At 48.7% G+C, this 23,700-nt stretch carries 19 protein-coding genes and 1 tRNA gene; 10 read left to right on the forward strand and 10 right to left on the reverse strand.

All coding sequences use genetic code 11. The features are described from left to right. Nucleotides 1-93 precede the first annotated feature (93 nt). A complete protein-coding gene (locus ACTNBU_RS09455; protein ID WP_441033269.1) occupies nucleotides 94-804 on the reverse strand; it encodes a LytR/AlgR family response regulator transcription factor in 711 nt (236 codons plus the stop codon). Continuing rightward, nucleotides 801-2,090: a sensor histidine kinase gene (locus ACTNBU_RS09460; protein ID WP_441033272.1), complete on the reverse strand. Its 1,290-nt coding sequence runs from the start codon at nucleotides 2,088-2,090 to the stop codon at nucleotides 801-803. The genes ACTNBU_RS09455 and ACTNBU_RS09460 overlap by 4 nt, the downstream gene beginning before the upstream one ends. 223 nt (nucleotides 2,091-2,313) lie before the next feature. Between ACTNBU_RS09460 and ACTNBU_RS09465 the strand changes: the two genes are divergently transcribed. Further along, nucleotides 2,314-6,471 carry an Ig domain-containing protein gene (locus tag ACTNBU_RS09465; RefSeq protein WP_441033275.1) on the forward strand — a complete coding sequence of 1,386 codons (4,158 nt, stop codon included), beginning with the start codon at nucleotides 2,314-2,316 and terminating at the stop codon, nucleotides 6,469-6,471. Nucleotides 6,472-6,478: 7 nt separating this feature from the next. Here ACTNBU_RS09465 and ACTNBU_RS09470 read toward each other — a convergent pair whose 3' ends face one another. Next, nucleotides 6,479-6,712: a hypothetical protein gene (locus tag ACTNBU_RS09470; protein WP_441033278.1), complete on the reverse strand. Its 234-nt coding sequence runs from the start codon at nucleotides 6,710-6,712 to the stop codon at nucleotides 6,479-6,481. A 345-nt stretch (nucleotides 6,713-7,057) separates the two neighbouring features. Then, nucleotides 7,058-7,459 carry a helix-turn-helix domain-containing protein gene (locus ACTNBU_RS09475; RefSeq protein ID WP_441033281.1) on the reverse strand — a complete coding sequence of 134 codons (402 nt, stop codon included), beginning with the start codon at nucleotides 7,457-7,459 and terminating at the stop codon, nucleotides 7,058-7,060. Between the two features lie 1,035 nt (nucleotides 7,460-8,494). Between ACTNBU_RS09475 and ACTNBU_RS09480 the strand changes: the two genes are divergently transcribed. From ACTNBU_RS09480 to ACTNBU_RS09500, 5 genes are all read left to right on the forward strand, one after another. After that, nucleotides 8,495-8,647, forward strand: coding sequence for a hypothetical protein (locus tag ACTNBU_RS09480; RefSeq protein WP_441033283.1), 153 nt, complete (start codon nucleotides 8,495-8,497; stop codon nucleotides 8,645-8,647). A gap of 35 nt (nucleotides 8,648-8,682) precedes the next feature. Continuing rightward, nucleotides 8,683-9,069: a DUF3846 domain-containing protein gene (locus ACTNBU_RS09485; protein ID WP_441033286.1), complete on the forward strand. Its 387-nt coding sequence runs from the start codon at nucleotides 8,683-8,685 to the stop codon at nucleotides 9,067-9,069. Nucleotides 9,070-9,095: 26 nt separating this feature from the next. After that, nucleotides 9,096-9,374, forward strand: coding sequence for a hypothetical protein (locus tag ACTNBU_RS09490; protein WP_441033288.1), 279 nt, complete (start codon nucleotides 9,096-9,098; stop codon nucleotides 9,372-9,374). A gap of 115 nt (nucleotides 9,375-9,489) precedes the next feature. Further along, nucleotides 9,490-10,140: a SprT-like domain-containing protein gene (locus ACTNBU_RS09495; protein WP_441033291.1), complete on the forward strand. Its 651-nt coding sequence runs from the start codon at nucleotides 9,490-9,492 to the stop codon at nucleotides 10,138-10,140. A gap of 397 nt (nucleotides 10,141-10,537) precedes the next feature. Then, nucleotides 10,538-11,104: a tyrosine-type recombinase/integrase gene (locus ACTNBU_RS09500; RefSeq protein ID WP_441033293.1), complete on the forward strand. Its 567-nt coding sequence runs from the start codon at nucleotides 10,538-10,540 to the stop codon at nucleotides 11,102-11,104. 341 nt (nucleotides 11,105-11,445) lie between these two features. Here the strand turns inward: ACTNBU_RS09500 and ACTNBU_RS09505 are convergent, their stop codons facing one another. From ACTNBU_RS09505 to ACTNBU_RS09520, 4 genes are all read right to left on the reverse strand, one after another. Beyond that, the gene (locus tag ACTNBU_RS09505) at nucleotides 11,446-13,257 is read right to left on the reverse strand and encodes a hypothetical protein (RefSeq protein ID WP_441033296.1); all 1,812 of its coding nucleotides are present in this window, start codon (nucleotides 13,255-13,257) and stop codon (nucleotides 11,446-11,448) included. Further along, complete coding sequence (locus ACTNBU_RS09510; RefSeq protein WP_441033299.1) at nucleotides 13,250-17,494, reverse strand: AAA domain-containing protein; 4,245 nt, start codon at nucleotides 17,492-17,494, stop codon at nucleotides 13,250-13,252. Before ACTNBU_RS09510 ends, ACTNBU_RS09505 begins: the two co-directional genes overlap by 8 nt. A 727-nt stretch (nucleotides 17,495-18,221) precedes the next feature. Beyond that, entirely contained in the window at nucleotides 18,222-19,448 is a 1,227-nt protein-coding gene (locus ACTNBU_RS09515; RefSeq protein WP_441033302.1) for a tyrosine-type recombinase/integrase, read from the reverse strand. A 152-nt stretch (nucleotides 19,449-19,600) separates the two neighbouring features. Continuing rightward, nucleotides 19,601-19,677, reverse strand: a tRNA-Arg gene (locus ACTNBU_RS09520). Nucleotides 19,678-19,874: 197 nt separating this feature from the next. On the opposite strand from ACTNBU_RS09520, the gene ACTNBU_RS09525 reads away from it, so the two are divergent. The 4 genes from ACTNBU_RS09525 (at nucleotide 19,875) to ACTNBU_RS09540 (ending at nucleotide 22,205) form a co-directional block, all read left to right on the forward strand. After that, the gene (locus ACTNBU_RS09525) at nucleotides 19,875-20,504 is read left to right on the forward strand and encodes a redox-sensing transcriptional repressor Rex (RefSeq protein WP_441033305.1); all 630 of its coding nucleotides are present in this window, start codon (nucleotides 19,875-19,877) and stop codon (nucleotides 20,502-20,504) included. 1 nt (nucleotide 20,505) lies between these two features. Continuing rightward, nucleotides 20,506-21,624 carry an S-layer homology domain-containing protein gene (locus tag ACTNBU_RS09530; protein ID WP_441033308.1) on the forward strand — a complete coding sequence of 373 codons (1,119 nt, stop codon included), beginning with the start codon at nucleotides 20,506-20,508 and terminating at the stop codon, nucleotides 21,622-21,624. A 75-nt stretch (nucleotides 21,625-21,699) separates the two neighbouring features. Then, entirely contained in the window at nucleotides 21,700-21,855 is a 156-nt protein-coding gene (locus ACTNBU_RS09535) for a hypothetical protein (RefSeq protein WP_441033311.1), read from the forward strand. 155 nt (nucleotides 21,856-22,010) lie between these two features. Continuing rightward, a complete protein-coding gene (locus tag ACTNBU_RS09540) occupies nucleotides 22,011-22,205 on the forward strand; it encodes a hypothetical protein (protein WP_441033312.1) in 195 nt (64 codons plus the stop codon). A 70-nt stretch (nucleotides 22,206-22,275) separates the two neighbouring features. Here the strand turns inward: ACTNBU_RS09540 and ACTNBU_RS09545 are convergent, their stop codons facing one another. Together ACTNBU_RS09545 and ACTNBU_RS09550 are read right to left on the reverse strand one after the other, a co-directional pair. Continuing rightward, nucleotides 22,276-22,620, reverse strand: a complete 345-nt coding sequence (locus ACTNBU_RS09545) for a branched-chain amino acid transporter permease (protein WP_441033314.1) — start codon at nucleotides 22,618-22,620, stop codon at nucleotides 22,276-22,278. Then, nucleotides 22,611-23,315, reverse strand: a complete 705-nt coding sequence (locus tag ACTNBU_RS09550; RefSeq protein WP_441033317.1) for an AzlC family ABC transporter permease — start codon at nucleotides 23,313-23,315, stop codon at nucleotides 22,611-22,613. The genes ACTNBU_RS09545 and ACTNBU_RS09550 overlap by 10 nt, the downstream gene beginning before the upstream one ends. Nucleotides 23,316-23,700 lie beyond the last annotated feature (385 nt).

The following is a 23,700-nucleotide window of genomic DNA, read 5'->3' on the forward strand; positions in this document are numbered from 1 at the left end:
TCTTCCTTGAATTCCTTGCTGTACTTTCCCATTGTGATCCCCTCCATCTTTGTTTTTCACTTTAACAGATTTTTGGGGAATTTGCGACTGCACTTAAAGGGTACCACTCCACATATCATAGAAAAAAACAGCCCTTGCGCTGTCACGAAAGGTGCGGCTGATGGGGATCCGCGTTCCGTCGGACAGCACAAACTCATTTTTTTCCATGGCGTTGATGTGTTCGTAGTTGACCCAATAGCTTTGGTGGCAGCGGATAAAAGTGCCCTCCGTCACGTCTTTCAGCAGTTCGGCAGGAGGTGCGGTCACCATCTCTGTGCCATTACGCATCCGAACCCTTGTCTTGTGCAGGATCCGCTCCAGATAGAGGATATCCCGAAGCAGAATGCTTTTGACTGAAGAACCGGAAGACAGATGCAGGCGCGGGGGCATCCCCTTCCCGTCAAGAGCCTTTTCCAGTGCGCTGCCGATCCGCTGCTCCAGCTCGTTTTTCAGAATAAAATAGACATGCCGCGTCTCGTAGACATCGGTGGCGTATTCCAGAAACGCGGTCAGGAAAATAACGGCACACTGGGGCAGCAAGTCGTTGATCTGTCCTGCCAGTCGGATCCCGTCCGTACCTTCCATCCGGATGTCCAGCACGGCCACCCGGGGGCAATAATTCCGCAGGCGGATGGCGTCCAAAAGAGCGTCCGGCGTTTCAAAGAGTTGGACCACGGGATCCCGTACCCCGCCGTGGCTGAGAATGACCTCTCTGGTCCGCAGACCGTGTACCCGTTCATCGTCGCAGACAGCGATAGGAATCATACCTCTGCAGCTCCTTTCAGGATCAGGCTTGCGGTAAAATCGCCCTGCTCCACAGAAGCGGCAAGACTTCCGTCATACTTTCCGGCAAGTTCCTGAAGAATGTGAAAGCCGATGCCCCGTTCCAGCTCCGGGATGCGGCGCTTTCGGGAAGTGGAGACTGCGGGAGCGGGATTGCGCTCTTCAATGTGCAGATACCCCTTTTCCATATGCGCGGAAAGGGCGATCTGTTTTCGCCCGGCGGCTTGACAGGCCTCCACGGCATTGTCCAGCAGATTTCCGAACGCCACCACCATATCGGCATCCGGAATGCCGGTGCGAGCCGGGACACGGACCTGTGTCTGTATTTCATAGCCCTGTGTCTTCAGTTCCTCGGTTCTGGAAAAAAGAAAGGCGTCCACGATGGGATTTTTACAGCTGCCCAGATTGGATCTGTAGCGGCAGGCTTCGGATACCTCGGCGGAATATGCGGCAGCCTCGGTATACTGCCCCTCCTTCAAAAGGGCCTCCATGGTATACAGATGGCTGGAAATATCGTGGCGGATCCGGCGGATATTCTCATATTGGGCTGTAATAGCGGAATAGTGCTCCTTTTGCAGGTCGATCTGCCGGGCCAACAGGTCATTTTTCGCTTTCAGTTCGCTTCGCTGCGCCATGCCGCGGATCGCGGCGAACAGCGCGGCGTCCGCCACTACGCAGACTGCCAGACCAAGCAGCATGACCAGGACGCGGCGCAGGCTGAAATCCACCCGGCAGAGGATGATCCAGCCATACAGCAGAAGATACTGGCTGATGGGAAAGCTCAGATACAGCAGCCATTCCTTTCCCGAAAGCCGGTTCTTATAGCGGTTCATCAGCAGTGTAAAGGCCCACATCAGAAACGCGTCCGTCGTTAAAAAGATGGCAAAAACAGCCAGCTGCACCGGGAACGGTTGAAAGGTAAGGCCCTGCTGGAGCTGCTCCGGCGTCAGCAAAACGGAGACCGAGAACAGATCCGACACCGACATGGAGACCAGTGCGACGGCAGCGCAGAGCAGGGATTTATACCATTTGTCCCGGAACAACACCATGGGCGTCATGGGGATGGTGACCAGCGCAAACAACACCCGCTCAATGTCCGCGTAGGGCATCAACTCTGGGGGGAGCACATAGGCCAGGAAGCCGATCAGAAATCCGAGCAGCGTGACCGGCCAGGAAAACCGGCGCTTGAGGATCCGGCAGTATGCAGCGGCCATGATGAAATAAAAAATGGCGTTTCCGATCAGAACGAGAGGGGTAAGGCGTGTCATAAAGCATTCCTCCTGAATCGTTGTGCGAGTTATGCTGAAAATCGTGCAAATTGTGCAAAAGAGGTCGCCGCAATGGGGAATTTACGCTATAAATATACACAAAGTTGCCGTGCAGTGCAAGCCCTTTATGCGGCGGAGGAAAGAGGTGACCACGCGGATCGGAAACCATACTCCTGCTGAAATCATCAAATGCGAGAAAGGAAAATGAGAGATGCGAAAACGAATGGTTTCTTTGCTGTTGTGCGTTTTGATGCTGGCGGGTCTGCTGCCCACAACGGCAATGGCGGCAAACGATACGATGGCCTTCATCCTGGGTGTGCAGCTGGAAGAGGGTTACTATTCGACGAAAAATGACTACACCCTCGATGACGGAACTGTCATTGAAGGAACCGACATTGACATGGAATCCCGCTCGGATACTGCACCGGAGGGTCGAAACAATTATTTGCACTATCAGGACGGCGTTCTGACGGTTTTCGGGAAAGTGTATATCTTCGCCAGTCATTATGATAGCATGTCGGCCGCGCTGCGCGTTACATCCGGTACACTTACGGTAAAGGGTTCCGGCTCCCTCAGCCTGTATGGCAGCGGTGTCCCTGCACTGCGTGTCAGCAGCAGCGCGGCGATTAATTTTGACCTCACGCCGAACGGTAGCGATATGCAACTGGGGATCTCAGCGTCCGACAGTACTGCGGTGTGGGGCGATCTGACCATAAGTCAGGCGGATCGGGTTTGGATTACGACCTATGATTACCCGTATGCTTCGGATGATACGAGTTATGACACTATCAACGGCAACGCTGTGGTCCATGCAGAAAACGTTGTCATCAATAATGAAACAGACGGCGCCTGTGTCAGAGGTGATCTGAGGGCAGAGGTAACAGACTATCTACAGATCATCAATCAAAGCGAGACGACAGCGGCTTTGATCGGCGGCATATATGAGTTGAAGACAGGCTACTTGAACATGCAGAGCTACTGCGGCCCCATGGTCAACGGTGACATCACGCTGTCCCCCATCGAGAACGGGAAATATGGCGGCAACTTCGGCATTGACGGTTGTACGACCGGAGACATTCCCGTTGTTGAGGGAAACATTACTGTGACGGGTGGCAGTTTGTCCTTGGTTAATCAGAACAAGTTCCGTGATACGACCGACGAACGATATACCCAGTTCAAGGATTGCAGAGCAGATGGCCCGCTTCTGGTGGGTGATTTGACGGCAACCGGTTCAGAGCGCATATCCCTTTTGCGGGATGACGACGGAACGACGCCTCTGGTCTCAGGAAATATCTCCCTGACTGACTGCCTTCGTAGCGGCAGCGGCGATGCGGTAAGAATTAAAAGAGGAACCGGTTCCGGCGCGGCGGTCAGCGGAAACATCACGATGAAAAACAGCACTCTGTTCATTTACGCCGAGAGTGAAAGCGATGACCTCAGCGACTTCAGCAGCGAACCCGGCATCACAGGCTGCACGCTCACCATGGAGAACAGCAGTCTGGCTGTCTGGGGCTGTCTGGATGAATGGAATGGGATCGCTATCAAGGATGCTTACGAGTGGTATGTCGACGAGTACAGTATGCTCGCCAACCCAACCTACATAAAAAGCACAGATAAGCCCTATACCAATGCGGAGTCCCCCGAGGGCTACAGATACCTGGAGATCCGCTCGGGAGATAAGATGGGCGTCCGCGCCGCGTTTCTCAGCGGTGAAAAGATCATCGGTACGGCTCTCCAGCCTGTGTCGGCTACATTGGATCTGAGTTTGACAGGCGACCGCTTTGATTTCAGCAAGCTGCCGGGATACAGGGAGATCACCGTAGAATCTGAATGGGGCGAGTGGACGGCTTCCGGCATTCCCGCAGGGACAGAACTGACCGAATACCTTGCGTTGGATAAGCCGCAGGGCGGGATCTGGAAGCTGACCACCGCCGAAAACGCGTATCAGGATGACAATTCCATCCGCGTGACCATCAGCGGTACCGCAGGCGGCACCAACTGCTCGGAGCCTGTGACGCTGACCATCTCCGGCGAGATCCTTGCCAGCGGAGAGGATCTTGCCGTGACCCCGGATGAGAACGTCCGGTGGGACATCACCGGCTCGCCCACGCAGGCCACGGAGTATGATCTCTGGGTCTATGGGGAGCAGGTGACCAGCCGGAACCAGGCTGATATCCTGAATAATGGCATGGCGTCCTTTGACCCGCAGACCGGCACACTGTTCCTGAAAAATGCCGATCTGCAGGGTGGGATCAAAGACCCGGTGATCAAGTCCGGTCTGGATGCGCTGACGCTTTCCGTCACCGGACAGAATACGCTGCGCTGTATGGAAGGTGTCGTGATCGATGCGAAGGGGCTGACGGTCATGCCGGCGGACGCCGCTTCTTCTCTGACGGTCCGTTCCGATCAGGCGGCTGCATTCGCCCGGAATCCCATCCTCCCCAACGGAGCGGAGATCTGGACCGGCGACAGCATGGATGAACTTGCATACACGCTGCTGCCAAGCTATACAGCCAGCAAGTGTGTCATGATCACGCTGCATGAGATGCAAAAGACCTGGACATATGATTCGGAGAAACACTGGCACGCCTGCGTCCATGCGGGCTGCGCGTATAAGACCGGAATAGCCGGACATACCCTCCAGTGGGTTGTCGATACGCCGGCGTTCGGCACGAACCCCGGCGTGCGGCATCAGGAATGTACTGTTTGTGTGTACAGGGACGAAACGGTGGAACTTCCCTGTATCAAGCCGATCATTGAAACAGAGGCCCTGCCTTCCGCCACAAAAAATGTGCATTACAGTGCATTTATTGAGGTGATCGGTACCGCGCCCCTCCAATGGAAACATGCTTCCGGAACGCTGCCCACGGGACTGGCGCTTAACCAAGATACCGGTGAGATCAGCGGAACACCAAAGGAAACAGGTACATTTGTATTCACGGTCAAGGTCATTAACAAGATCGGGGAGGCTGTCAAAACCTACAGTATCACCGTGAACCCCGGTATGGACATCAGTAAACTGTTTACCGAAAAAAAGACCGGGTGTACGAACGGTTCCAAGGACATCTCACAGGCGAACGGTGAAAAGGTCATCAAAAAGAATCAGCAATATGACTTTTTGTACGCTGCTATCAGTCATTCCATGCGAAATGCTTCTCAGAAGGAGTTTGACGCGATAGCCGGAAAGCTTTACAATGTGCTCTACAAAGCTGCTTTCCAGCCCCGCTGCTTTGGCGCAACAAGGAATACCATTGCCACCTGGCCACTCCAAAATGCTGGCAACTGCGGAACATCTGTTGAAGATGCCGGACTCGGGCAGACGGTAAAATTTGCGAGTTCCAAGGGGTGCGCCTCCTATGCCCATTTTGTCAGCAATTATGTCTATGGTAAAGACGGAAAATCCTCATATAGCAAGGGAGTTCGGATCGAAAGCGATGCTGACAAATTCAAAAAATACTTCGAGGTCAATGTGGACCCGGGTGAAACGATCAACTACAACTATAAAAACGGAAGAATGCACTGGATCGTTTTTCTTGGTGAATCTGAGGATGAACAGGGATTCTATTTCATCAGCTATGAAGGCGGTCAAGCAAAAAAAGGAGGTTCCTACCACAACTTGAACGTTGGCTACTGGACCTATCGTGCCTTTGCAGCTCATGTGGATAACAAGAGTCTCTGCCACTGGGATACCAACAAAGGCTCGTTCTCTTCGGGAAAATATACGGCCTTGAAGATCGTCAGCCACTGCCCGGTGGAAATGATTGTTGCCTGCGGCGATGAGGTGCTGGACAGCCGGGATCTGAACGGAAGCAAAACGACAGCGCTTGGAACGATGACAGCCATGGGCGAGGGGGCGAACCGGATCGTAACTGTAGATTTGAATACCGATGCAGGCAGTTTTGACTTGACGCTGATCGGTACGGACAACGGGGTCATGGATCTGACAGTGACGCACATCTATGTGGATGAGGAAGGAAAACCGCAGGAATTGACTCGTCAATACTCCAGCGTTCCCGTTATCAGGAACGGTCAGATTACGGGCTTGATCCCTGTTGATGGCGACCAGACGATCCAGTTGGATGTTCCTGATCCTACGTTGGAAAGCGGAATGGAATACTGGCTGGCCAATCCGGGCGATAATGTCACTGGGCCGGAAGAAGGGTATTATCCCTATAACCCCGCCCCGGATGATAACGAAACGCCCAACAGCTCATCCGGTTCTTCTGGTAGCTCCTCTGTGTCAAATCCATTCCACACAAAAGGTCCGCTGCATGAGGCCGTTTTTATGGATAATACTTTGGAAGAACTTTTATTCAGAAACTCTGTCATGCCTTTATTGGAGTTTGACTTTGGTGGACAGTACTCTAAAGGATTCCCATAGAAAACATTCATTGCTGTTGTATCATTTCGAACTCCTCCAAAGGCACTTGAGGATTAATTCGATGCCTTCCAATAAAAGCTGGTTGAAAGCCACGGCTATAATAGCCAATGTTTCTTTTAAAATAGAGTTGGTGGCCCATAAATAGACACTCATTAAAGGTCGACAGCAATGTTGCAGTCATGTCTGTTTCTTCATCTGTTATCCAGATTCCATAGGTGAGTTCTTTAGATAGACCAACCATGCCTGTTTCTTTCTCTAATTCTTCAACAGAATCATAAATCCAGTAGCCGTGATCGGTGCCGAAGCGGAACCAGCCGAAAACGGCCTTTTCATTTTTTGGTTTAGTATTAATCTAATCTGTTGGGAAGATTGTATTTCTTTCCATATTTTATTCTCCTTTATTATTTGATAATCGAGATAATTCATCGCTATATTGCCACATATGCAGTGAGATTAATTGTCTCAGTATCTTTGCCTACCTTTTTGTAATCAATAGCAGTAAGAACCTACTGCATTTTTTCTCTGCTGCATTTGAACTTAATAAATATTGATAATGTATTTATCATAAAAACTTCCTCCTATTTCTTTAAAATGGGAATTCATCATCATCAAATGAATCGCCAGATGTTCTCGGATGTTCCTTGTAGTAAACTGTTTCTTCCGGTTGTTCTTCGTAGAAATCTCTTATTACAATGATAATTCGTTCATGACGCTTTTTGTTTTCTCTGAGTTTGATAATTCCCAATCGTTGTAATTTGCTGATGCTCTGAGATACCGTTGTTTTTCCAATTCCAAGACGGTCTGCAATTGTTTCATTCCGGACGTTAGTCCTCATATTGCATTTCGGATCATAGGTGTAATTTCTCAGTGCTGAATAGACCAATCTGTCCATTAATGTCAATTGAGGAAAATTCACCAACTTGTCCGGCAATTTAATGAACCCGGTATAATTTCTGTTGTAGTCATGGATTCGGAATACTAATTCCACATCATCTTGATTTTTACTTGAGAGCATCGATAGTGTATCTTTATTTTGCGTAGACTATGCTTCTATAAAAATCACTCCTATTCATTTAAAATTTCAAAAACGAAACACGCAGTGTTCGTTTTGAGTTGTATATACTTACTGTTTTCCATTGTCTGTATATTGTCTATTCATTGTCTATCTGGAAGAACAGATACGGTTAAAATACCCAATGACTATTGCGAATAAAGCAAGTTCCAAGGCATGAAAGAATGGAAGGGCCCTTCAATTATATCAAAAGATCATCCCGTGAAATGAGAGGAGTACTTTCAAAACATGATATGAGGTATTTCACTATATGGAATTCTGAATTATATATTTAGTAATCGGGCCGTTTCTGAAAATTAGGTTACCCATAAGTGAGGGATCACGCTTAGGAAAACAGCATTTAGAGATAGAAAAAACTCCCTGTTGATGATTCGTTTCATCAGCAAGAAGTTAGTTTATAAAAGTAGTTCTTTTGTACGACAAATGTACCTGAACAGTGCTGTCTATATCCTTTATCTTTACTGATGAAATCACCACTTTCAAAAGCGTAAATTCTATCTTATAAAAGAGTATAGCACAACCTAATGGGATTGTCAAGTGATTTATAAAATTTTTCACTTTATAGTATCATAAAGAGAATCCGCTGTCAATATCTATTTTATTTATAATAAAATATTTTTTGGAAATGCCCCAATATGCTATGCAGCTGGGGCCACTGAGAAAAATTTGATTGAGTGATTTCTTTATTAGATAGAGAAAAGCACTGTAGGTTTAATATGGAGGAGTCATGTATATCGCCAGTGGGCTCTGAAAAGACTCCTCTGACTCCATTCAGTTGCCCCTTCCGACGGAAACGTCATTATACATATAAGAAGAAAGAAAATCGCTCTCAAATATGTAAAGTCCAATCTTTTCAGAATTGATATAAACATTTCAAGGCCATCGGGATTCATTTTCCGGTGGTCTTTTCATATATACGCACCCAAAACTATCAGGAAAGGAGGAATCCCCGTGGGTATGTACATCGGCATCATGTTTCTGAGCATCTACATCTCCCAGCACGGCGATGAGCTGAACTTCTTCGATGTGTCTATGATTACTACCGTTGTCTTGATTGCAATCGGCATGTTCATCACCAGCCGTCCCCCGAAGGACCCGCAGTAACTCTTGAAAATTAACATCAAAAAGGAGACATCACTATGAAAAGCAAAAAACTCACCGGCTATCTCGTAGACGTTTTCGATGACCTGTCCGGCCCCGTTACCATCAACAATACCCTCGACGATCTCTATGCTGTCCTGAACTGTGACTTGATTGACGTTACCTATCTGATCCTTGATAAGAAGGAGTTCTGCGTGATTGTCGATGACGAAGGGCTGCTGAAAGCCTCTCCCAAAATCTCCGCTGTCAGCGAAACCGGAAAGCCCATGCTGGTGGGCAATCTCATGATCGTATCTGCTGATGGGGGAGAGGACTTTGCATCTTTGACCCCTGATGACATCCGTCTGATTGAAGAACATATCCGCCTCATTGCTACCGCACAGCACCCGTTTCCTTATCCGGCGCTTTGCAACATCGTCTGCTGACCAAAATTTGAAAGGAGCAATTACACATGAGCATCAATGAATTGGAAGCCCGTATCGCCAAAATGCAGGAGTGGGAAACCCTCGCTGCCGAAGCTGCCGCCGAGGCCAATGCCATCAAGGACAGCATCAAGACCGAAATGCAGGAGCGGAATGTGGAGGAGCTGGCCGCTGGCAAGTATATCATCCGCTGGACCTCTGTCATCAGCAACCGGTTTGACAGCAGCGCTTTTAAGAAGGTCCACGGTGAGCTGTACAAGGCGTTCTGCAAGGCTGTGGAATCCCGGCGCTTCTCTATCTCGGAATAAGAAAAAGCCCCTTGCATTACTGCCGGTCAAAGCTGAATGCAAGAGACTTATCCAATCCCAAGGGGACTGTGTTCATTGTAGCACGGTCCCCTTCACTTTGTAAAGGAGAATCACAATGAAGCAACTGACCAGCTACAATCGTGCGGCAGGCTATCTCAACAAGATATTTGACCTGCTGAACCAGCACTACTTTGAAAGTGCACTTACAAGACCCACCATCACCATCCAAAGCACTCCCAAAGCCTACGGACATTTCTCTATGCGTCCCGATACCTGGGTGTCTGCTACGGGTGTGTCCCACGAAATCAATATCGGAGCCGGAACGCTGGCAAGGCCCATTGAGGATGTTGCGGCCACCCTGCTCCATGAGATGGTGCACTACTACTGCTGTGTCAACGGCATTCAGGATACCAGCAGAGGAAACCTGTACCACAACAAGCGCTTCAAAGCTGTTGCCGAGTCCCATGGCCTTATCGTAGAGCATGACCCGAAATATGGCTGGACGATTACCCATCCCAGTGATGGCCTGTTGGATTTCATTCTGGAAACCGGACTGACCGACATTCTCATTACCCGGAATGAGTTCTACGGAATCTCCGTTCCCGGCACAGGCACTCACAGCAGCGGAGGAATGGCACCGGTCCCGCCGCGTCCTTCCAGCAGTCGGAAGTATATCTGTCCCTGCTGCGGCAATTCTGTACGGGCTACGAAGATGGTGAACATTGCCTGTGTGGACTGCCGTGAGGTCATGGTTCTTGCAGGTTAAGGTTCAACTGCGTTTTGCGTATTTAACAGCCGCAGAATCGGTTTGGAGACTGGGAAGTACTTTACCTACCTGATGGTTTCCAAGCCATTCTGCGGCTGTTATTGATGAAAAATAGAAAGGAGGTTTCGCCATGAGCTTTCAGGGGTACATGCTGGCTATCGAACTGCCCGTTCTGCTGTTCCTGCTCTATATCTACGTCTACAGGTAAGCCCTAACGCTATTGGCTCCCATACTCTGGACTACCGAACAGGTATGGGAGCCACACCCCCAGTTCGTATAATTCTACAAAAACGAATATGAAAATCCAGCAATAGCAAGAGATTCAGATATTCACACTCCAGAGTTCGTGTTTTGCCGTCTGGAAGTTCGTATTCTGGCACTGAAAGGAGCCGTTTTGATGAACAAGAAAACCGTTGCCCTGACTGCTGAACAGTACCGGGAAATCATCAGTACCATGAAGCAGGGCTTTACCGGATGCCGTCCCAATGAACGGGCCGCAACAGCTCTCATGCTGGAAGCAAATCTTGGCCTGCGTATCTCCGACATCGTGAAGCTGCGTCTCCGGGATATCGTCAGGGATGGGGAGCGTTACCGGCTTTCCATCACTGAGCAGAAAACCGGGAAGGCCAGAACATTCACTGTCCCCTTGGCGTTGTACCAGTTTATCCGGTGTTACTGCCTTGACCACAATATTTCCTCGGATGCCCTTATCTTCCCCATCACCACCAGAGCCGTCCAGAAGCAGTTGAAGCTTGTCTGTGACTATCTGGACATTCCCGACATCAGCACACATAGCTTTCGTAAGTTCTACGCAACGGAAATCTACAAGAACAGCAACTACAATATTGCTCTTGTCCAGAAGCTCTTACAGCACAGCTCCGCCGCCGTCACGCAGAGGTACATCGGGATTCAGCAGCAGGAAATCGAGCAGGCGATTGAGGGACATCTCCAGTTGGATGTATAAGTACAGGAAACAGCCCTGTATGGATTGCGTTACGGTCCACACAGGGCTACAGCATATACTTGACTTCTATCCGTCTGTTTTGTTCCTCCACGGGTAAGAACCCAACCGTGTCAACCCAGCAACCGATAGTTCATCTTAATTTTTTCAAACACTCGGTTGCCGGTTGACACGGTTGCTCACTCACTATGTTGCTCGAAAATGGAACGAGTGTTGCAAAAGAAGTCATAATAATGACTAGATTAGGGGGACTGCCTCTATAAGATGGCAAATCTCAGAGATAAAACATGCAGGCATAAAGTAAAACACTATAAAAGATATGCTGGAATAAAAACATGGATAGCTTATACTTTTAATTTAGCTGTAATTGAGACAATCTCCGCTTTTGAAAAGCAAATAGAATTAAAAAATGTTGGTACACAAAGCAAAAGAGTATTTCTATCGGCAACAGACAAATGTTTGAAGTCCTCCAACCTCTTTTCGTTTTCTTTTTTACGGGAACTATTTTCAGTGGAATGTCCGATTGCGTTTGCAAGAGCATGGAACGATTCCAGTTTGCTCCTTAACTCGGTTTTGATGCTACGTTTTCTGAATACATCGTCAATTTCTGCTCGTATAAACGGATCAGAAAAATAGCTCCCCAAATTTTGAAGATTTTTAGAGAGAAGAGTATCAAAGACAACTTTCATAACTTTTCGATATAGTTCTCTCGACATATCGATACAACGTCCGACCTCATCAAATGCTCCGTTTTCTGACGCAGATACAGCTTCATCGAGTTGTAGGCAGATATCGCAGATATACCGGTTAAAAATATTCAGCGTCGATGGATACTTTTCAATAACTTTCTTTGTGATCAAAGTTAGTTTTCCTTTGTTTTTTGAAAGAAGATGATTATATTCCTTTGAAAGATCATCGAAGCTGTTTCTCCATGTGTCTTCATTTTCCATAATCTGATCAATTTCACTTTGCTTTTGATCGATCAAGGACTGAAGCGTCTTTACTTTATCCATATAGCCGCTTTCCAATTGTTTAAGAGCATCTTTATTACTTTCAACAATGCAAGATAGGCGATCTCGTTCTTTTTGAAGTTCTGCAACCGTGTCTTTGAGATGAGCAATCAGTTCATGGTTTTCCGTATTAGCGATTAATAATTCATAGCTGTTGATATCGTTTTCCTTACCATTCAAAAGCTGTACTGATTCATTGTAGGATTGGTCTTTGCCCTCTCGCCGCTTTTTATATTCGCGGCTTTCCTGTTTAAGTTCGTCTTTGTATTTTTTGATTTCTTGACTAATTGGTTCTTTAGCAAGAGCGGCCCTTCCTATATCAGCTTCCAGAGCGGTTAATCGTTCGGTAGCAGGACGAACCTTTTCATAAAGCTTTTCATCTAGTGCGATGAAACGGGGCAAACTGTCATCGATATCGTATGGTTTTGACAATGTGTCTATCAGTTTCTGCGGTAAAAGATTATCGGCGCATATTGTTGCTTTTCTGACCGACTGATTGTTTTCTCTTGAATATTCGTACTGAATCAACGCAGAAAAATCATATTGATAAACAGGGCTGACAATGCACTCCACGCGGTATGTAAATTCTGGCTGCAGATACTTGTCCGTGTCCTGAAAGTCACGCACGATTAACTCGCAAATCCTTTTGCTTCTTGCAGCGGCGGCGTTGCATACGTCAGTGGGTAGTAAGATGCTAGGACTATCTGTCCGATGGTAGATATCCGGTAAGAAGTCGCTTGCCAGAAAAAAATCGTCTGCCTCCTCAATATAGAGGATAGAATCACAGTCCGCCTGCTTTACGTCCAGGCCAGCAAACATTGTATTGCCATTTTCCGGCTTAATTGATACGTGAAAGGAGCTGCCTAAAACAAACCGCTGCAGGAATTCATCAAACAGCAAATAGTGCCGCTCCTGTAAGAAGTTCAAAAATTCACGGACGCAATCTAGGCTGACATTGAGAAATTCTGAGAGCTTTTGGCCTAGCTCATCAAAGGAACCCGCACTGAATCCTTTCTGCAGCAAAAGCACAATGTACTTTTCATAGAAAGAAAGCCGCACGCTCTTCATAACGGGTATGTCTGTTAAATGAATCCCCACTGCGGAGAACCTCAGCTTTTTTTCCTTGGTATAGGAAGTACTATTCATCATCGTTCTCCTTAATAAAATTCAAAATAGACTCCGTTCTTTCCCGTTCAGAGACAAATGTTTCCCTCTTTCCGTATAGCTTGGGAATCAAGACGTTTGCAACAAAGTTGTTTTCTGCTGCAGTTTCATTGCTGCATTCTTCGGATGCTTTGCTGTGAGTTTTCAGAGCAATTCTATTCAGCGCATCAAAATTTCCGAAAACCAGTAGATGGCTCTTTGCTCTTGAAAAAGCTACATTCATTCGCCGAATATCCTGAGTGAAGCCAAGGCGATCGGTTCTTACCAGGCTGACAATTACCAAGTCATATTCTCTTCCCTGGAAGCGATCAAAAGTTCCTATTTCCAAATGGGGGAACCGCACAGACTTGAGTCCCTTTAGGATAGCTTTTTCCTGCTGCCTATATCCAGTAATGACGCCAATTGTTTTGATATTTGGATAATCATCGCTCTTTTCCTTAAGCGCCTTCAGAACCGAAACAATGGCATCTCTTTCTTTGATATTGGAATAAGAGGTGCTCCCGTCCGGCTGATCTTCTTTACCCTCTATGTTGATGCACATCACGTCATTATAAGTAGTTTTCTTTTCATCAATTAGATCGAAGCCCTTGTGAATCGAGTAGATCGGCGCGATAATATCAAAGATTTCACGATTCATGCGGTATTGCTTCTTCATGACGGCCACACAGGGATTAGATTCAAAGCCATCGATTCCGTTACTCTCATTGTATTGGACCAATTGAGACAGGAGCTTGCTAAACGTCGATTTATTCAGGTCATCCCACTGCGTATCTGTGAACATATTCTGATAAACAAGATCGATGTCCTTGTAGTTTTTATACATAGGATCAAGTTGCATAAAATCACCGATGAGAACTAAGTGCTTTACTTTGGGAAGGGAGATGATGATATCTTCAAAACGGCACTTGCTAGCCTCGTCGACAATGGCGTAGTCGAAGGACAGGTCTACAGTAGTGTTGTTCAGCAGCCGTGCAACTTGGCTTGTTGTCATGGAAATCAGAGAGCCTTTTTCGTTGCTCCTAATATCAAACATTTTATTAAACGCCTGTCCCCGGCCATCAAAATAGCGCTTAATCGCGGAATCATCAGACTCAGCAATCGTATTTAGTTCCTGAATATAATTCAATACGACTGAATAGGCGTCTTCTCTACCCCAGTGATTGTCGCAAAGAATCTGTACCCTGTCATCAATGCGTCGTAGGACCTCATGCCACGAAGAAACGACCTTGTCAATTTTGCTTACTTTCGCGTCCAAGCGATCCATAGCAGCTCTGTATTCGGAGACACGGGACACAGAATAGTTCTCTGCAAGTACACGCCCGCTTTGAATGTATTCTTCTTGTTTGTGCTGGATTTCCGAACTGATTACCGCAATGGACTGATCCGCATCACAAAGATCATTGGATAAAGTGATTGCATCCTGGCTGCAATCGGCAATTTCACTTAAAATGTCATCAGTTCTGCTGACAATATCCTTATGAGCTTGGCGCTTTGTACAGATAGCGTCTTGCTGAGAAAAAAGCAACTTTGTGTGTTCATCGATTGTTCTTTTGATATCCTCAATGTCTCCTTTTCGTTGTTCGATAAATGCATTGCTGTTTCTGATAATCGCTTCGCTGTCAGAGACTTTTTGCATTCTTCTGATAATCTCTTTGTGCAGAAACTGAATCATGTTCTCCAAATGTGCTGCATTATAATATTTGATGACACAGCTTGATACGAAATCAGGTAAGCAAAATTTAATCCTTTTCAATTCATGGTTTAGACGACCAACTAGATTTTGATAATAACTCGCACCGTGCCCTTTGAATTTGATAAAAGCAAAAACTGACATCACTGATTTCTGCGCATCAGATGCCTGTGTGTATTCATAGATTTCCCCGATTGAGAGAAGAACCTCTTTATCAATAAAGCTGCTCAGGTGTTCAATTGCTGTTGAAGATTTAAAACTGAAATAAAGAAAGTCAAGCGTTGCATTTGAAATATCGCTTTTTCCTTCCCAAAAATCATTATCCTTCTGAAGAATTCTATATACTTGCGCCAATGGAGAAATTTCATCAGTCAAATGACGCAGCATAGAGGACAAATCGATATCAGCAATGATTTCAGCGGGAAATGCCTCTCCCTCAAAAACATTTTTATAGACCAGCGATTTCACCTTTTCACAATTAATTCCAGAAAGCAGTTCAATTCTCCCATTTAGTGTCTGCATTTCTAGCCTGAAGTGCTGAATATCATCCTGGGCGCGCTGAATGTCGGCATATTTGGCAGCGATTGAATTAGTAAATTCTGTTTTCTGTTTATAAAAAACACTCAACTTATCCTGATCAGACGTAAACTTATTTTCGAGGTCGGAAAGCGTTTTCTCAATATCAGCAGCCTTCGCCCGGTTGTCCTCTAGTTGTCGCTTCTTTTGCTCAATTTCAGCATTCTGACGGCTAAGTAATTCTTCAATTTCGGCTTTCTTATGATTCATCTTCTCAAGATTAGTTTTAGCCTGAATGATTTCCACTTTCCGATCAGTTTGCTTTTTGATCAGGTCAGCGTACTTCTGTAGTTTATCTTGATAAGCTTGTTTTTCATCCAGAAAATGGGACTTTTTTTCTAAAAGATTGTCAATTTTTCCGCCAAAGACTTTATATGCCTCTGCAGATGCCACGGGAATCCTCTGGCCTTGATCTTCGTATTCGAAGCAAGCCAAAACCTGATTCTTGATATACCGCCTTTGATTTTCCACAAACTCTGCTTCATACTGGTCCCCACGGACGGCTGTATAATTTTTTAAAGCAAAGTCCTTATTGTTTTTAAGGCGTTCAACGATATTATCGCATGCAACATGAACATTCGACGTAATCAGAACGGTTTTTCCCGCCTTCATCAGTTCTTTTGCAAGGGAAAGAATCAACTCCGTTTTTCCTGTTCCCGGCGGGCCCTGGATCAGCATGACATCGGTGTTGTTTTTCTCCATCTGCATGATCTTATCAACGGCTTCCAACTGCTCACCGTTATCACGCAGAAGGGGGTACTCTTTCTTGAGCTGCTCAACATAATCTGCGTCCTGGACATATGTCGGCATAGAACTCATCTGTATCTGGAAGTCATTTGAGCAGATCAATTCAACCAGCTTTGGATTGGCGACTTTTTCCAGAAGAACATTTTTAATTCCCAAAACGATCCTTCTCAGCCGTACTTTTTCACCGTTAATATTATCCTGGATTTCACAGGACTCAACTTTGCTATCTGTAATGGCTTGGATAAGGCGCAAAGAGGCTTTATCACTCATTTCCACCATATCCAGTTTTCCAAGCTCATCGTAGGCGGGCAGCAAAACCCCGTTTTCTTTTAGTGCTTTAAAATAGCTGCTTTCTTCAAGGGGAGAAAATGTTCCTTCAAAGAAAGAGTCATCCTGGCTAATTTCGCTGTCATAATTATATGTTAAAAGTGAAATACTTTTGATTATTCCTTTTGAATACCAGGCTTTTATAGGAAGTACGATAACAGATTCGTTGGGAATCAAGTTTTTGAAGACATCATAATGCTGGCGAAACAATTTTAGATCAATACTAGCTGAAAAGTTATATTCGGTTCCTGATATGGTAAGATCGCGTAGCAACGTGTTATAATACTTTAAAGCAGGTGCTAAATTAGGTGCAACGGGAGAAGGTGCATTTACCAGCAGCCTGCTTTCATTGAGGTTGTACCAAATGCTATCATATTGATTATTCCATTCGGGATCATCACTGGTGTAATAGAGCACATCGCTATTTCCTTTTGAACGGTAAAAACCGTCCAAATCCAAAGCAACGATGTCATCGTTACATTCTCTATCTGTGTCTTCGTCGATGTTAGAAGAATTTGCCTGAAATATAAGTGAAATTATGGCGTCATCACTAGGGGTTATAGACCATTCATCTTCTGAATATGAGATATAGGTAATATTGGCACAGTATTTTTCACCGGTTGTTTTATCAATAAAATTGATATATTCCGGTGCACCGTACTCGCCTGGGTAGATATCACCGCCGTTTTTATGCACTAATTCAAAACACCGGTCGATGACATAAGCGGAAAACGCGCACTGATTATTGAGAATTTTTCTTACGATATCTCTCTGATAAGAAGGGAGACTTGATACTTTAAGCTCGATGCCTTCTCTTATTTCCTCATCGATTTCTTCTTTGTCTTCTGTAGAATTCATCCTATTTTTATCGTTAATCATGCTACCCTCCCTGCTGATTATTTACGTATTCGCAGATTCAGATTCTATATAATCTATATAAGAATCAAGTACTATCGCACTGTTGCCACCAAAATGTCAGCTTTAGTGTATCTTCAGGAAGTTGGAACTTAAAATACTCTGCGTCATGGTGATAATTCTATCCTTTTTAATAATATCATTTGGCAATTGCAAAATCAAGTTGGACACTTAAATCAAAAACTTTTATTGAAGTAAGCTCTTTGGAACAAAGAATGCACCATACAAAGGCAAGCCCTGTGTGGTGTGCTCTGCGAGCAGCATCCTGGACACACAAATGTCCGAGCTGTTTAGCGTCGTTTCGTTCAGGGTAAGAGGCTACCTCTCTTTTACCAATTTTGATTTGTCTTTTCCCCACAAAAAACCTCACTTTGAAAATGGGCAGTTTTTTTAAATTCTTGGCGTCGGAACAGCAGTGCTGTAAATACTAAGTACTTTTTCGTCAAAAGCGTGGTATTGAACACTGATTCATCTCCCGGTTGTTACCTGATAGGATAGAGTCTTATCTGGCGGTCACATTCAAAAAATGCAAAAAATCCCTGCTGTCTCAACGAAATTTCGAGACGGCAGGGAGTTTGCTTTGGATGTGCACTTACAATTCTGAGCTTAAAATGAAAGCCACCACAAACTGCGAGGGTACTGCGAGTCGGGTAAGATAGACTCATAAAATTAATTTTGCTTGAAACGGGTCTCATAGATTGAATGCAGCGGCGTATTTCTCCGTGGCGTTTCGCATCTGCTGCAAATCCGCTTTAACGTAGAAGTTCAGCGTTGTACTTGCATCGGCGTGTCCCAATATCTCCTGCACACTTTTCACATCTGCACCCTGAGCAAGCAGCAGCGTAGCGCAGGAATGGCGAAGGTCGTGTGGGGAAAGATCAGGAAGACCATTGTTTTTCATGAACCGTTTGACGCGGCGGGTGACGGCATTGGGATCACGGGGAGAAAACAGGCTGTCCTGTCCCGGAAAAATAAAGGCATCGTTTAGTATTGTGTTTGGATGCTGTGTCCGTACCTGCTGTTTCAGACACTGTAAAAGATTCAATGTACTTGACATCAAGGGAACGGTTCGGATGCTGGTGCTTGTCTTCGGAGTACTGACAATGATCCCTGCTTTCGGCGTATATGCGACGCCCCTCTCAATATGCAGGACAGCATTTCCTTCATCAATGTCTTTCCACTTCAGACCGATGCACTCGCCCCGCCGTATCCCGGTGGTGATGAGCAGATGCAGCATACATTGAAAATCCGGAGGACAGGCGGACATCTTTTTGAAAAATTCTGCTGCCTGTTCGGGAGACAGAGCATCCACGGGCTTTTTGACCATTTTCGGCGCATCCACACGGTTCATAGGATTCTTGGAAATGAAGCCGTTTTTCTCGGCATATCCGAAAATGTTTTTCAGTGTTCCATAGTAATGATGGAGGTACTTGGAAGACATTGGCTTATTCCACTTGGCTTCATGCTCTTTGCGTAGAAATTGGAAATACTGCTGGATTTGCACGGGACTGATCTCCTGCAAAACAGCGCCCTTAAAATACGCGGTCATGGATTTTGTGATATTCCCATAGTAAGCTGCGGTGGTCTGCTTGCGGTCGCCATTGCAGATATAGAGGGGATACCACGTCTCGCTGACAAAGGAAACAAAATCATCACGGCGTTTCTCAGGAGGCAAAGAGTAGGACTGCCCGGTTGCGGCGGCTTCCAGTTCCTTCTGATATTCCGCCCTGATCTCCTGTTCCCATGCGTCTGCGGCACGTTCAGCGGCTTTTCTGGCCTTTGCGGGGGTCATGCCCTCTGGGGGTGTCCAGGTCTGAAAACGCCGGATTTGTTTCTTCTGTGCATTTCTGCCCAGGCAGACAATGAAGCGGTAGGAGACCGTTTTCCCGTTCTTTTTGTTCTCGCTGATAGTTGCCATTGATAACACCTTTCTTTCCGGTGCATCAAAGGTTTTTGCCGGTTTCAGTACAGTTGTGCACTATTTTGTGCACTTTTTGCCTGCTAATCGGGAAAAATTTGACCATGAAAAAACGAAAGACCCCTCAAACCATTGCGGTTCAAGGGGTTTCGTGGTACGCCCGACTGGATTCGAACCAGCGGCCTTTAGAGTCGGAGTCTAACGCTCTATCCAACTGAGCTACGGGCGCATATACAATTCTATCTGCAAGTGCAGATGATATTATAGCAAAAGATTTCCGGACTGTAAAGCCCAAATTGAAATTTTTTCAAAAAATATTTTGAAAGATTGTTAAAAAAATTGACAACTTTGCCGTTTTACGGTACACTGATATCAATTATAAAGACAAGCTAAACGCAGCCTGCCGTTTTGAAGGAGTGATCCGTTTTGAAGAAGGAAAACATCTCAGATGCCGTTATCCGGCGGCTGCCCCGATATTACCGGCAGCTGACGGACCTCTGTAACCGCGGCGTGATCCGCATCTCCTCCCACTCGCTGGGGCAGGAGATGAATATCACAGCCTCGCAGATCCGTCAGGATTTCAGCTGCTTCGGGGAGTTCGGACAGCAGGGCTATGGCTATAATGTGGAGGAGTTGCGGGCGGAGATCGGACATATTCTGGGCGTGGACAACGACCACCATCTGATCATGATCGGTGTAGGCAATCTGGGACACGCGCTGCTGCAGAACTTCGTGTTCTCCCAGACCGGCTTCACCGTGGACGCCGCCTTCGACGTCTCTCCCGCTGTGGTGGGAACGGAGATCCGGGGCGTCCCCATTTACCACATCGACACCCTGGAGGACTTCCTGAAGGACCATCATGTGGACGTGGTGGCGCTGACCATCCCCCAGTCCGTGGCCCAGGAGACCGCTGACTGGCTCATCGGCCTGGGCATTCAGGGCTTCTGGAATTTCACCAACATCGAGCTGGTCAGTAACCGGCCGGAGGTCAAGTTCGAGAACATCCACTTCGCGGACAGCCTGCTGACCCTCAGCTACCGGATTTCCAATCAGTGATATGAAAAAGAAAACACGGATCGCCCTGCTGGGGCTTCTGGCGGTCTCCGGACTGCTGATCTGGGCCGCGGCGGCGGGAAACGACGCCCAGGATTCCCTGGTCTCCCTCAGCTATCTGAACGGTACATACGCCTCCGCTGTGGACGCGGCGGTGGAGGACCGGCTGGACGACGCGGACCAGACATTGCTGGACGCCGCGAAGGAGCGGGACTCCGGCGGCGCCGGTGTTCTGGTGGCGGAGTACGCCGATACCTGGACGGAACAGCGCCTGAAGGAGAACGACATCCTCGTGGGCTACACCGGCCTCAGCGCCATGTCATTGGCCGGCGACGTGACGGTGGTCTATTCCTCCGGCGCTGTGGTGGATGCCACCGCCGGCGCGGTAGTGCCCAGCGGCACGGTGCTGACGGCCAACCACCGCTATCTGGTGGCGGAGGACACCAGCGCCCTGTTCACCGTCACCTCGGCCACCGCTGTGGTGGACTATGCGGGCTATTACACGCTGACGCTGTCGGACGCCGTGGATTACAACGCCATGGCCTCCGCACTGAAGACCATGCACCTGTTCCGGGGCAGCTTCACCGGCTACGGCCAGGGCTTTGATCTGGAGAAGGTCCCCACCCGTCTCCAGGCCCTCATCATGTTCATCCGGGTGCTGGGGGAGGAGGACGCGGCCCTGTCCTGGAGCGGCACCATCCCCTTCACGGATCTGGCGAAGGGCTCCGAGGCCGCCAAATACGTGGGCTACGCCTATGAAAAAGGCTACACCAACGGCTTCACGGCCACCCAGTGGCGTCCCGGCCAGGCGGTCAGCGTCAACCAGTACACGGAGTTCGTTCTCCGGGCGCTGGGCTACAGCTCCGTCGCCAACACGGACTTGTCCGATACGCTGGCCAGGGCTCAGAACTGCGGACTGCTTACCGGACGGGAGGCGTCCGCCCTGGCGGGCACGCCTTTCCTGCGGGCACAGCTGGTGTACATCTCCTATTACGCGCTGGACACCACTGCCGCTGGTACGAGCAAAACACTGGGAGACCTCCTGATGTCCAAGGGCGTCTACACCGCGGAGGAGGCCGCGGCCGCCCGGCGTCTGGTGCCGGGAGACCGTACACTGGGGTGACACACTTTTCCGGACCGCACATATGATGGACTGAGGCCGGTGCCGATCGGCCTACATTTCATGGGAGGTCCGGATATGTGGAATAATAACGGCATCTTTGGCGGAAATTGCTGCTGGATCATCATTATCATCCTGCTGTTCTGCTGCTGCGGCAACAACAACTGGGGCGGCTGCGGCAACAACTGCGGCTGCAACAACGACTGCGGCTGCAACAACAACGGCTGTTGCTGAGTCAGGCACGATTCCCGACGGGATAAGGCCCCGCGCCCAAAAGGGCGCGGGGCCTTTTATACAGAAAACGGACGGACAGGAATGCGGCGGATTTCGTGAAATTCCGCGCATGGAAGCCGATCCGCCGGGACAAGATAAGGCCGGGGTGATGAAGCATGAAAAGCGAGACCGGGGCCTATCTCTGCCTGACGGATCTGCTGGACCAGGATCTGTCGGCCTACGAGTATTTCCAGACCCTGCCGCCGGAGGTCCAGAGCAGACTGCGGCGGTCCGACGGCAATGTCACCAGCTTTCAGGAGCTGCAGGCCCAGGCGGCGGCTCTGAGGGCCATGCCCACGCCGGAGCTGTGAAAAGAGACAAAAAAGCGCGCTCCCGCGGCCTGTGCCGTGGGAGCGTGTTTCTGCAAAGACCGGCGGAAGCTCACAGACCGGCGGCGAACACAGTCTGCACCAGCAGCATGTACACCGCCGTGCCCCCGGCGATGCTCAGTAGCACATTGCCCCGCCAGCGGTGGAGCAGCACCACCACGGCGATGGCCAGCAGCTCCGGTGCGCCGTGGGGCGCGGTCAGCCAGGCGGCGTCCTTCAGACAGTAGACCACCAGCAGGCCCATCATGGCGGGCGGCAGCACCCGCCCCAGATAGATCACTACCGCGGGAGGCTGCTTGTTCTCGGGAAACAGCCAGAAGGGCAGCCAGCGGGTGATCTGGGTCCCGACAGCCACGGCCAGGATGATGGCCAATGTTTGGACAGGCGTCAGGTACATAGTTTTTTCCTCCCTCCCAGCAGCGCCGCCAGGATGAACACCATGGCGGGGACCACCAGATCGTCGTGGAACAGGACCAGCGCCAGCACCGTGCAGCCGATGCCGATGAGGCCCGCCGGACGGTTCTCCGGCTTTTTCCAGTGTTCCAGAAACAGCACCACGAACAGGGCCGTCAGGGCGAAGTCCATGCCGGTGGTGTCGAAGGTCAGCAGGCTCCCCAGCAGGCCGCCCAGGGCGGTGGCGATGACCCAATAGGAGTAGTCCAGCAGGGAGACGGCCAGATAGAAGGATCGCCGGTCCACGCCCTCCGGCGGGGCCACCGTGGACACCAGAGAGAAGGTCTCGTCGCTGAGGGTGTAGATCAGGGGGAGCCGGGCGGCGCCCAGGCCCTTGTATTTGCCCAGAAGCGAGAGCCCGTAGAAGATGTGCCGTGCGTTGACCATAATGGCCAGCAGGAAGGCCTGGAGGGGGTCAAAGGCGGACACCAGCAGATTGATGGCCACGTACTGCATACTGCCGCCGAAGCCGATGGCGCTCATGAGCGTGGACCACAGGGGGCCGTAGCCGTGGGCCTGCATCAGCAGTCCGTAGGCCAGACCGAGACAGAGATAGCCCGTCAGCACCGGGATGGTGACGGGAAAAGCCGCCTTCAGCGCCCCCAAGCGGCAGGGGGATCGGGTGGGTTCTGATTCCATGAGAGATCCTTTCTTTTGGGCCCCCTGCGCGGGGGGCGGTGGTGCGCCCGTTCGGGGCGCGGGGGAGTGCCGGGGAAGCCCGGCGGCTTTGCGCCCCCCATTCTTTTTCTTCTTGAGAAAAAGAATGCGTCGCGCCCGGTGGAAGAAAAAGTCGCCTGGGCGGCGGCATTTCAAACGCAGTTTGAAATGCCCAGGCTGTCGAAAAAGTCGAGCATAGCTGGGCTTTTTCGCATTTATATGGTAAAATAAGCATGGGTGATGAAAGATGCTTGAAGAGGGAAGCTGGATCGTGGAATCGTAGAAATCGTGGATACAGAAAGTTTGGTGCCGAAAGATCATCTGCTGCGGAAAATAGATGCGGCGGTAGATTTTAACCGACTCTACG

The organism is Dysosmobacter sp. HCP28S3_G4 (genome assembly GCF_052065175.1).
In the GTDB taxonomy this organism is placed as follows: domain Bacteria; phylum Bacillota; class Clostridia; order Oscillospirales; family Oscillospiraceae; genus Oscillibacter.

Bases quoted from the DNA above. Each gene is read 5' to 3' on its own strand.
- ACTNBU_RS09455 (WP_441033269.1), bottom strand. From the start codon at position 804: ATGATTCCTATCGCTGTCTGCGACGATGAACGGGTACACGGTCTGCGG.
- ACTNBU_RS09460 (WP_441033272.1), bottom strand. From the start codon at position 2,090: ATGACACGCCTTACCCCTCTCGTTCTGATCGGAAACGCCATTTTTTAT.
- ACTNBU_RS09465 (WP_441033275.1), top strand. From the start codon at position 2,314: ATGGTTTCTTTGCTGTTGTGCGTTTTGATGCTGGCGGGTCTGCTGCCC.
- ACTNBU_RS09470 (WP_441033278.1), bottom strand. From the start codon at position 6,712: ATGGTTGGTCTATCTAAAGAACTCACCTATGGAATCTGGATAACAGAT.
- ACTNBU_RS09485 (WP_441033286.1), top strand. From the start codon at position 8,683: ATGAAAAGCAAAAAACTCACCGGCTATCTCGTAGACGTTTTCGATGAC.
- ACTNBU_RS09490 (WP_441033288.1), top strand. From the start codon at position 9,096: ATGAGCATCAATGAATTGGAAGCCCGTATCGCCAAAATGCAGGAGTGG.
- ACTNBU_RS09495 (WP_441033291.1), top strand. From the start codon at position 9,490: ATGAAGCAACTGACCAGCTACAATCGTGCGGCAGGCTATCTCAACAAG.
- ACTNBU_RS09500 (WP_441033293.1), top strand. From the start codon at position 10,538: ATGAACAAGAAAACCGTTGCCCTGACTGCTGAACAGTACCGGGAAATC.
- ACTNBU_RS09505 (WP_441033296.1), bottom strand. From the start codon at position 13,257: ATGAATAGTACTTCCTATACCAAGGAAAAAAAGCTGAGGTTCTCCGCA.
- ACTNBU_RS09510 (WP_441033299.1), bottom strand. From the start codon at position 17,494: ATGATTAACGATAAAAATAGGATGAATTCTACAGAAGACAAAGAAGAA.
- ACTNBU_RS09515 (WP_441033302.1), bottom strand. From the start codon at position 19,448: ATGGCAACTATCAGCGAGAACAAAAAGAACGGGAAAACGGTCTCCTAC.
- ACTNBU_RS09530 (WP_441033308.1), top strand. From the start codon at position 20,506: ATGAAAAAGAAAACACGGATCGCCCTGCTGGGGCTTCTGGCGGTCTCC.
- ACTNBU_RS09535 (WP_441033311.1), top strand. From the start codon at position 21,700: ATGTGGAATAATAACGGCATCTTTGGCGGAAATTGCTGCTGGATCATC.
- ACTNBU_RS09540 (WP_441033312.1), top strand. From the start codon at position 22,011: ATGAAAAGCGAGACCGGGGCCTATCTCTGCCTGACGGATCTGCTGGAC.
- ACTNBU_RS09545 (WP_441033314.1), bottom strand. From the start codon at position 22,620: ATGTACCTGACGCCTGTCCAAACATTGGCCATCATCCTGGCCGTGGCT.
- ACTNBU_RS09550 (WP_441033317.1), bottom strand. From the start codon at position 23,315: ATGGAATCAGAACCCACCCGATCCCCCTGCCGCTTGGGGGCGCTGAAG.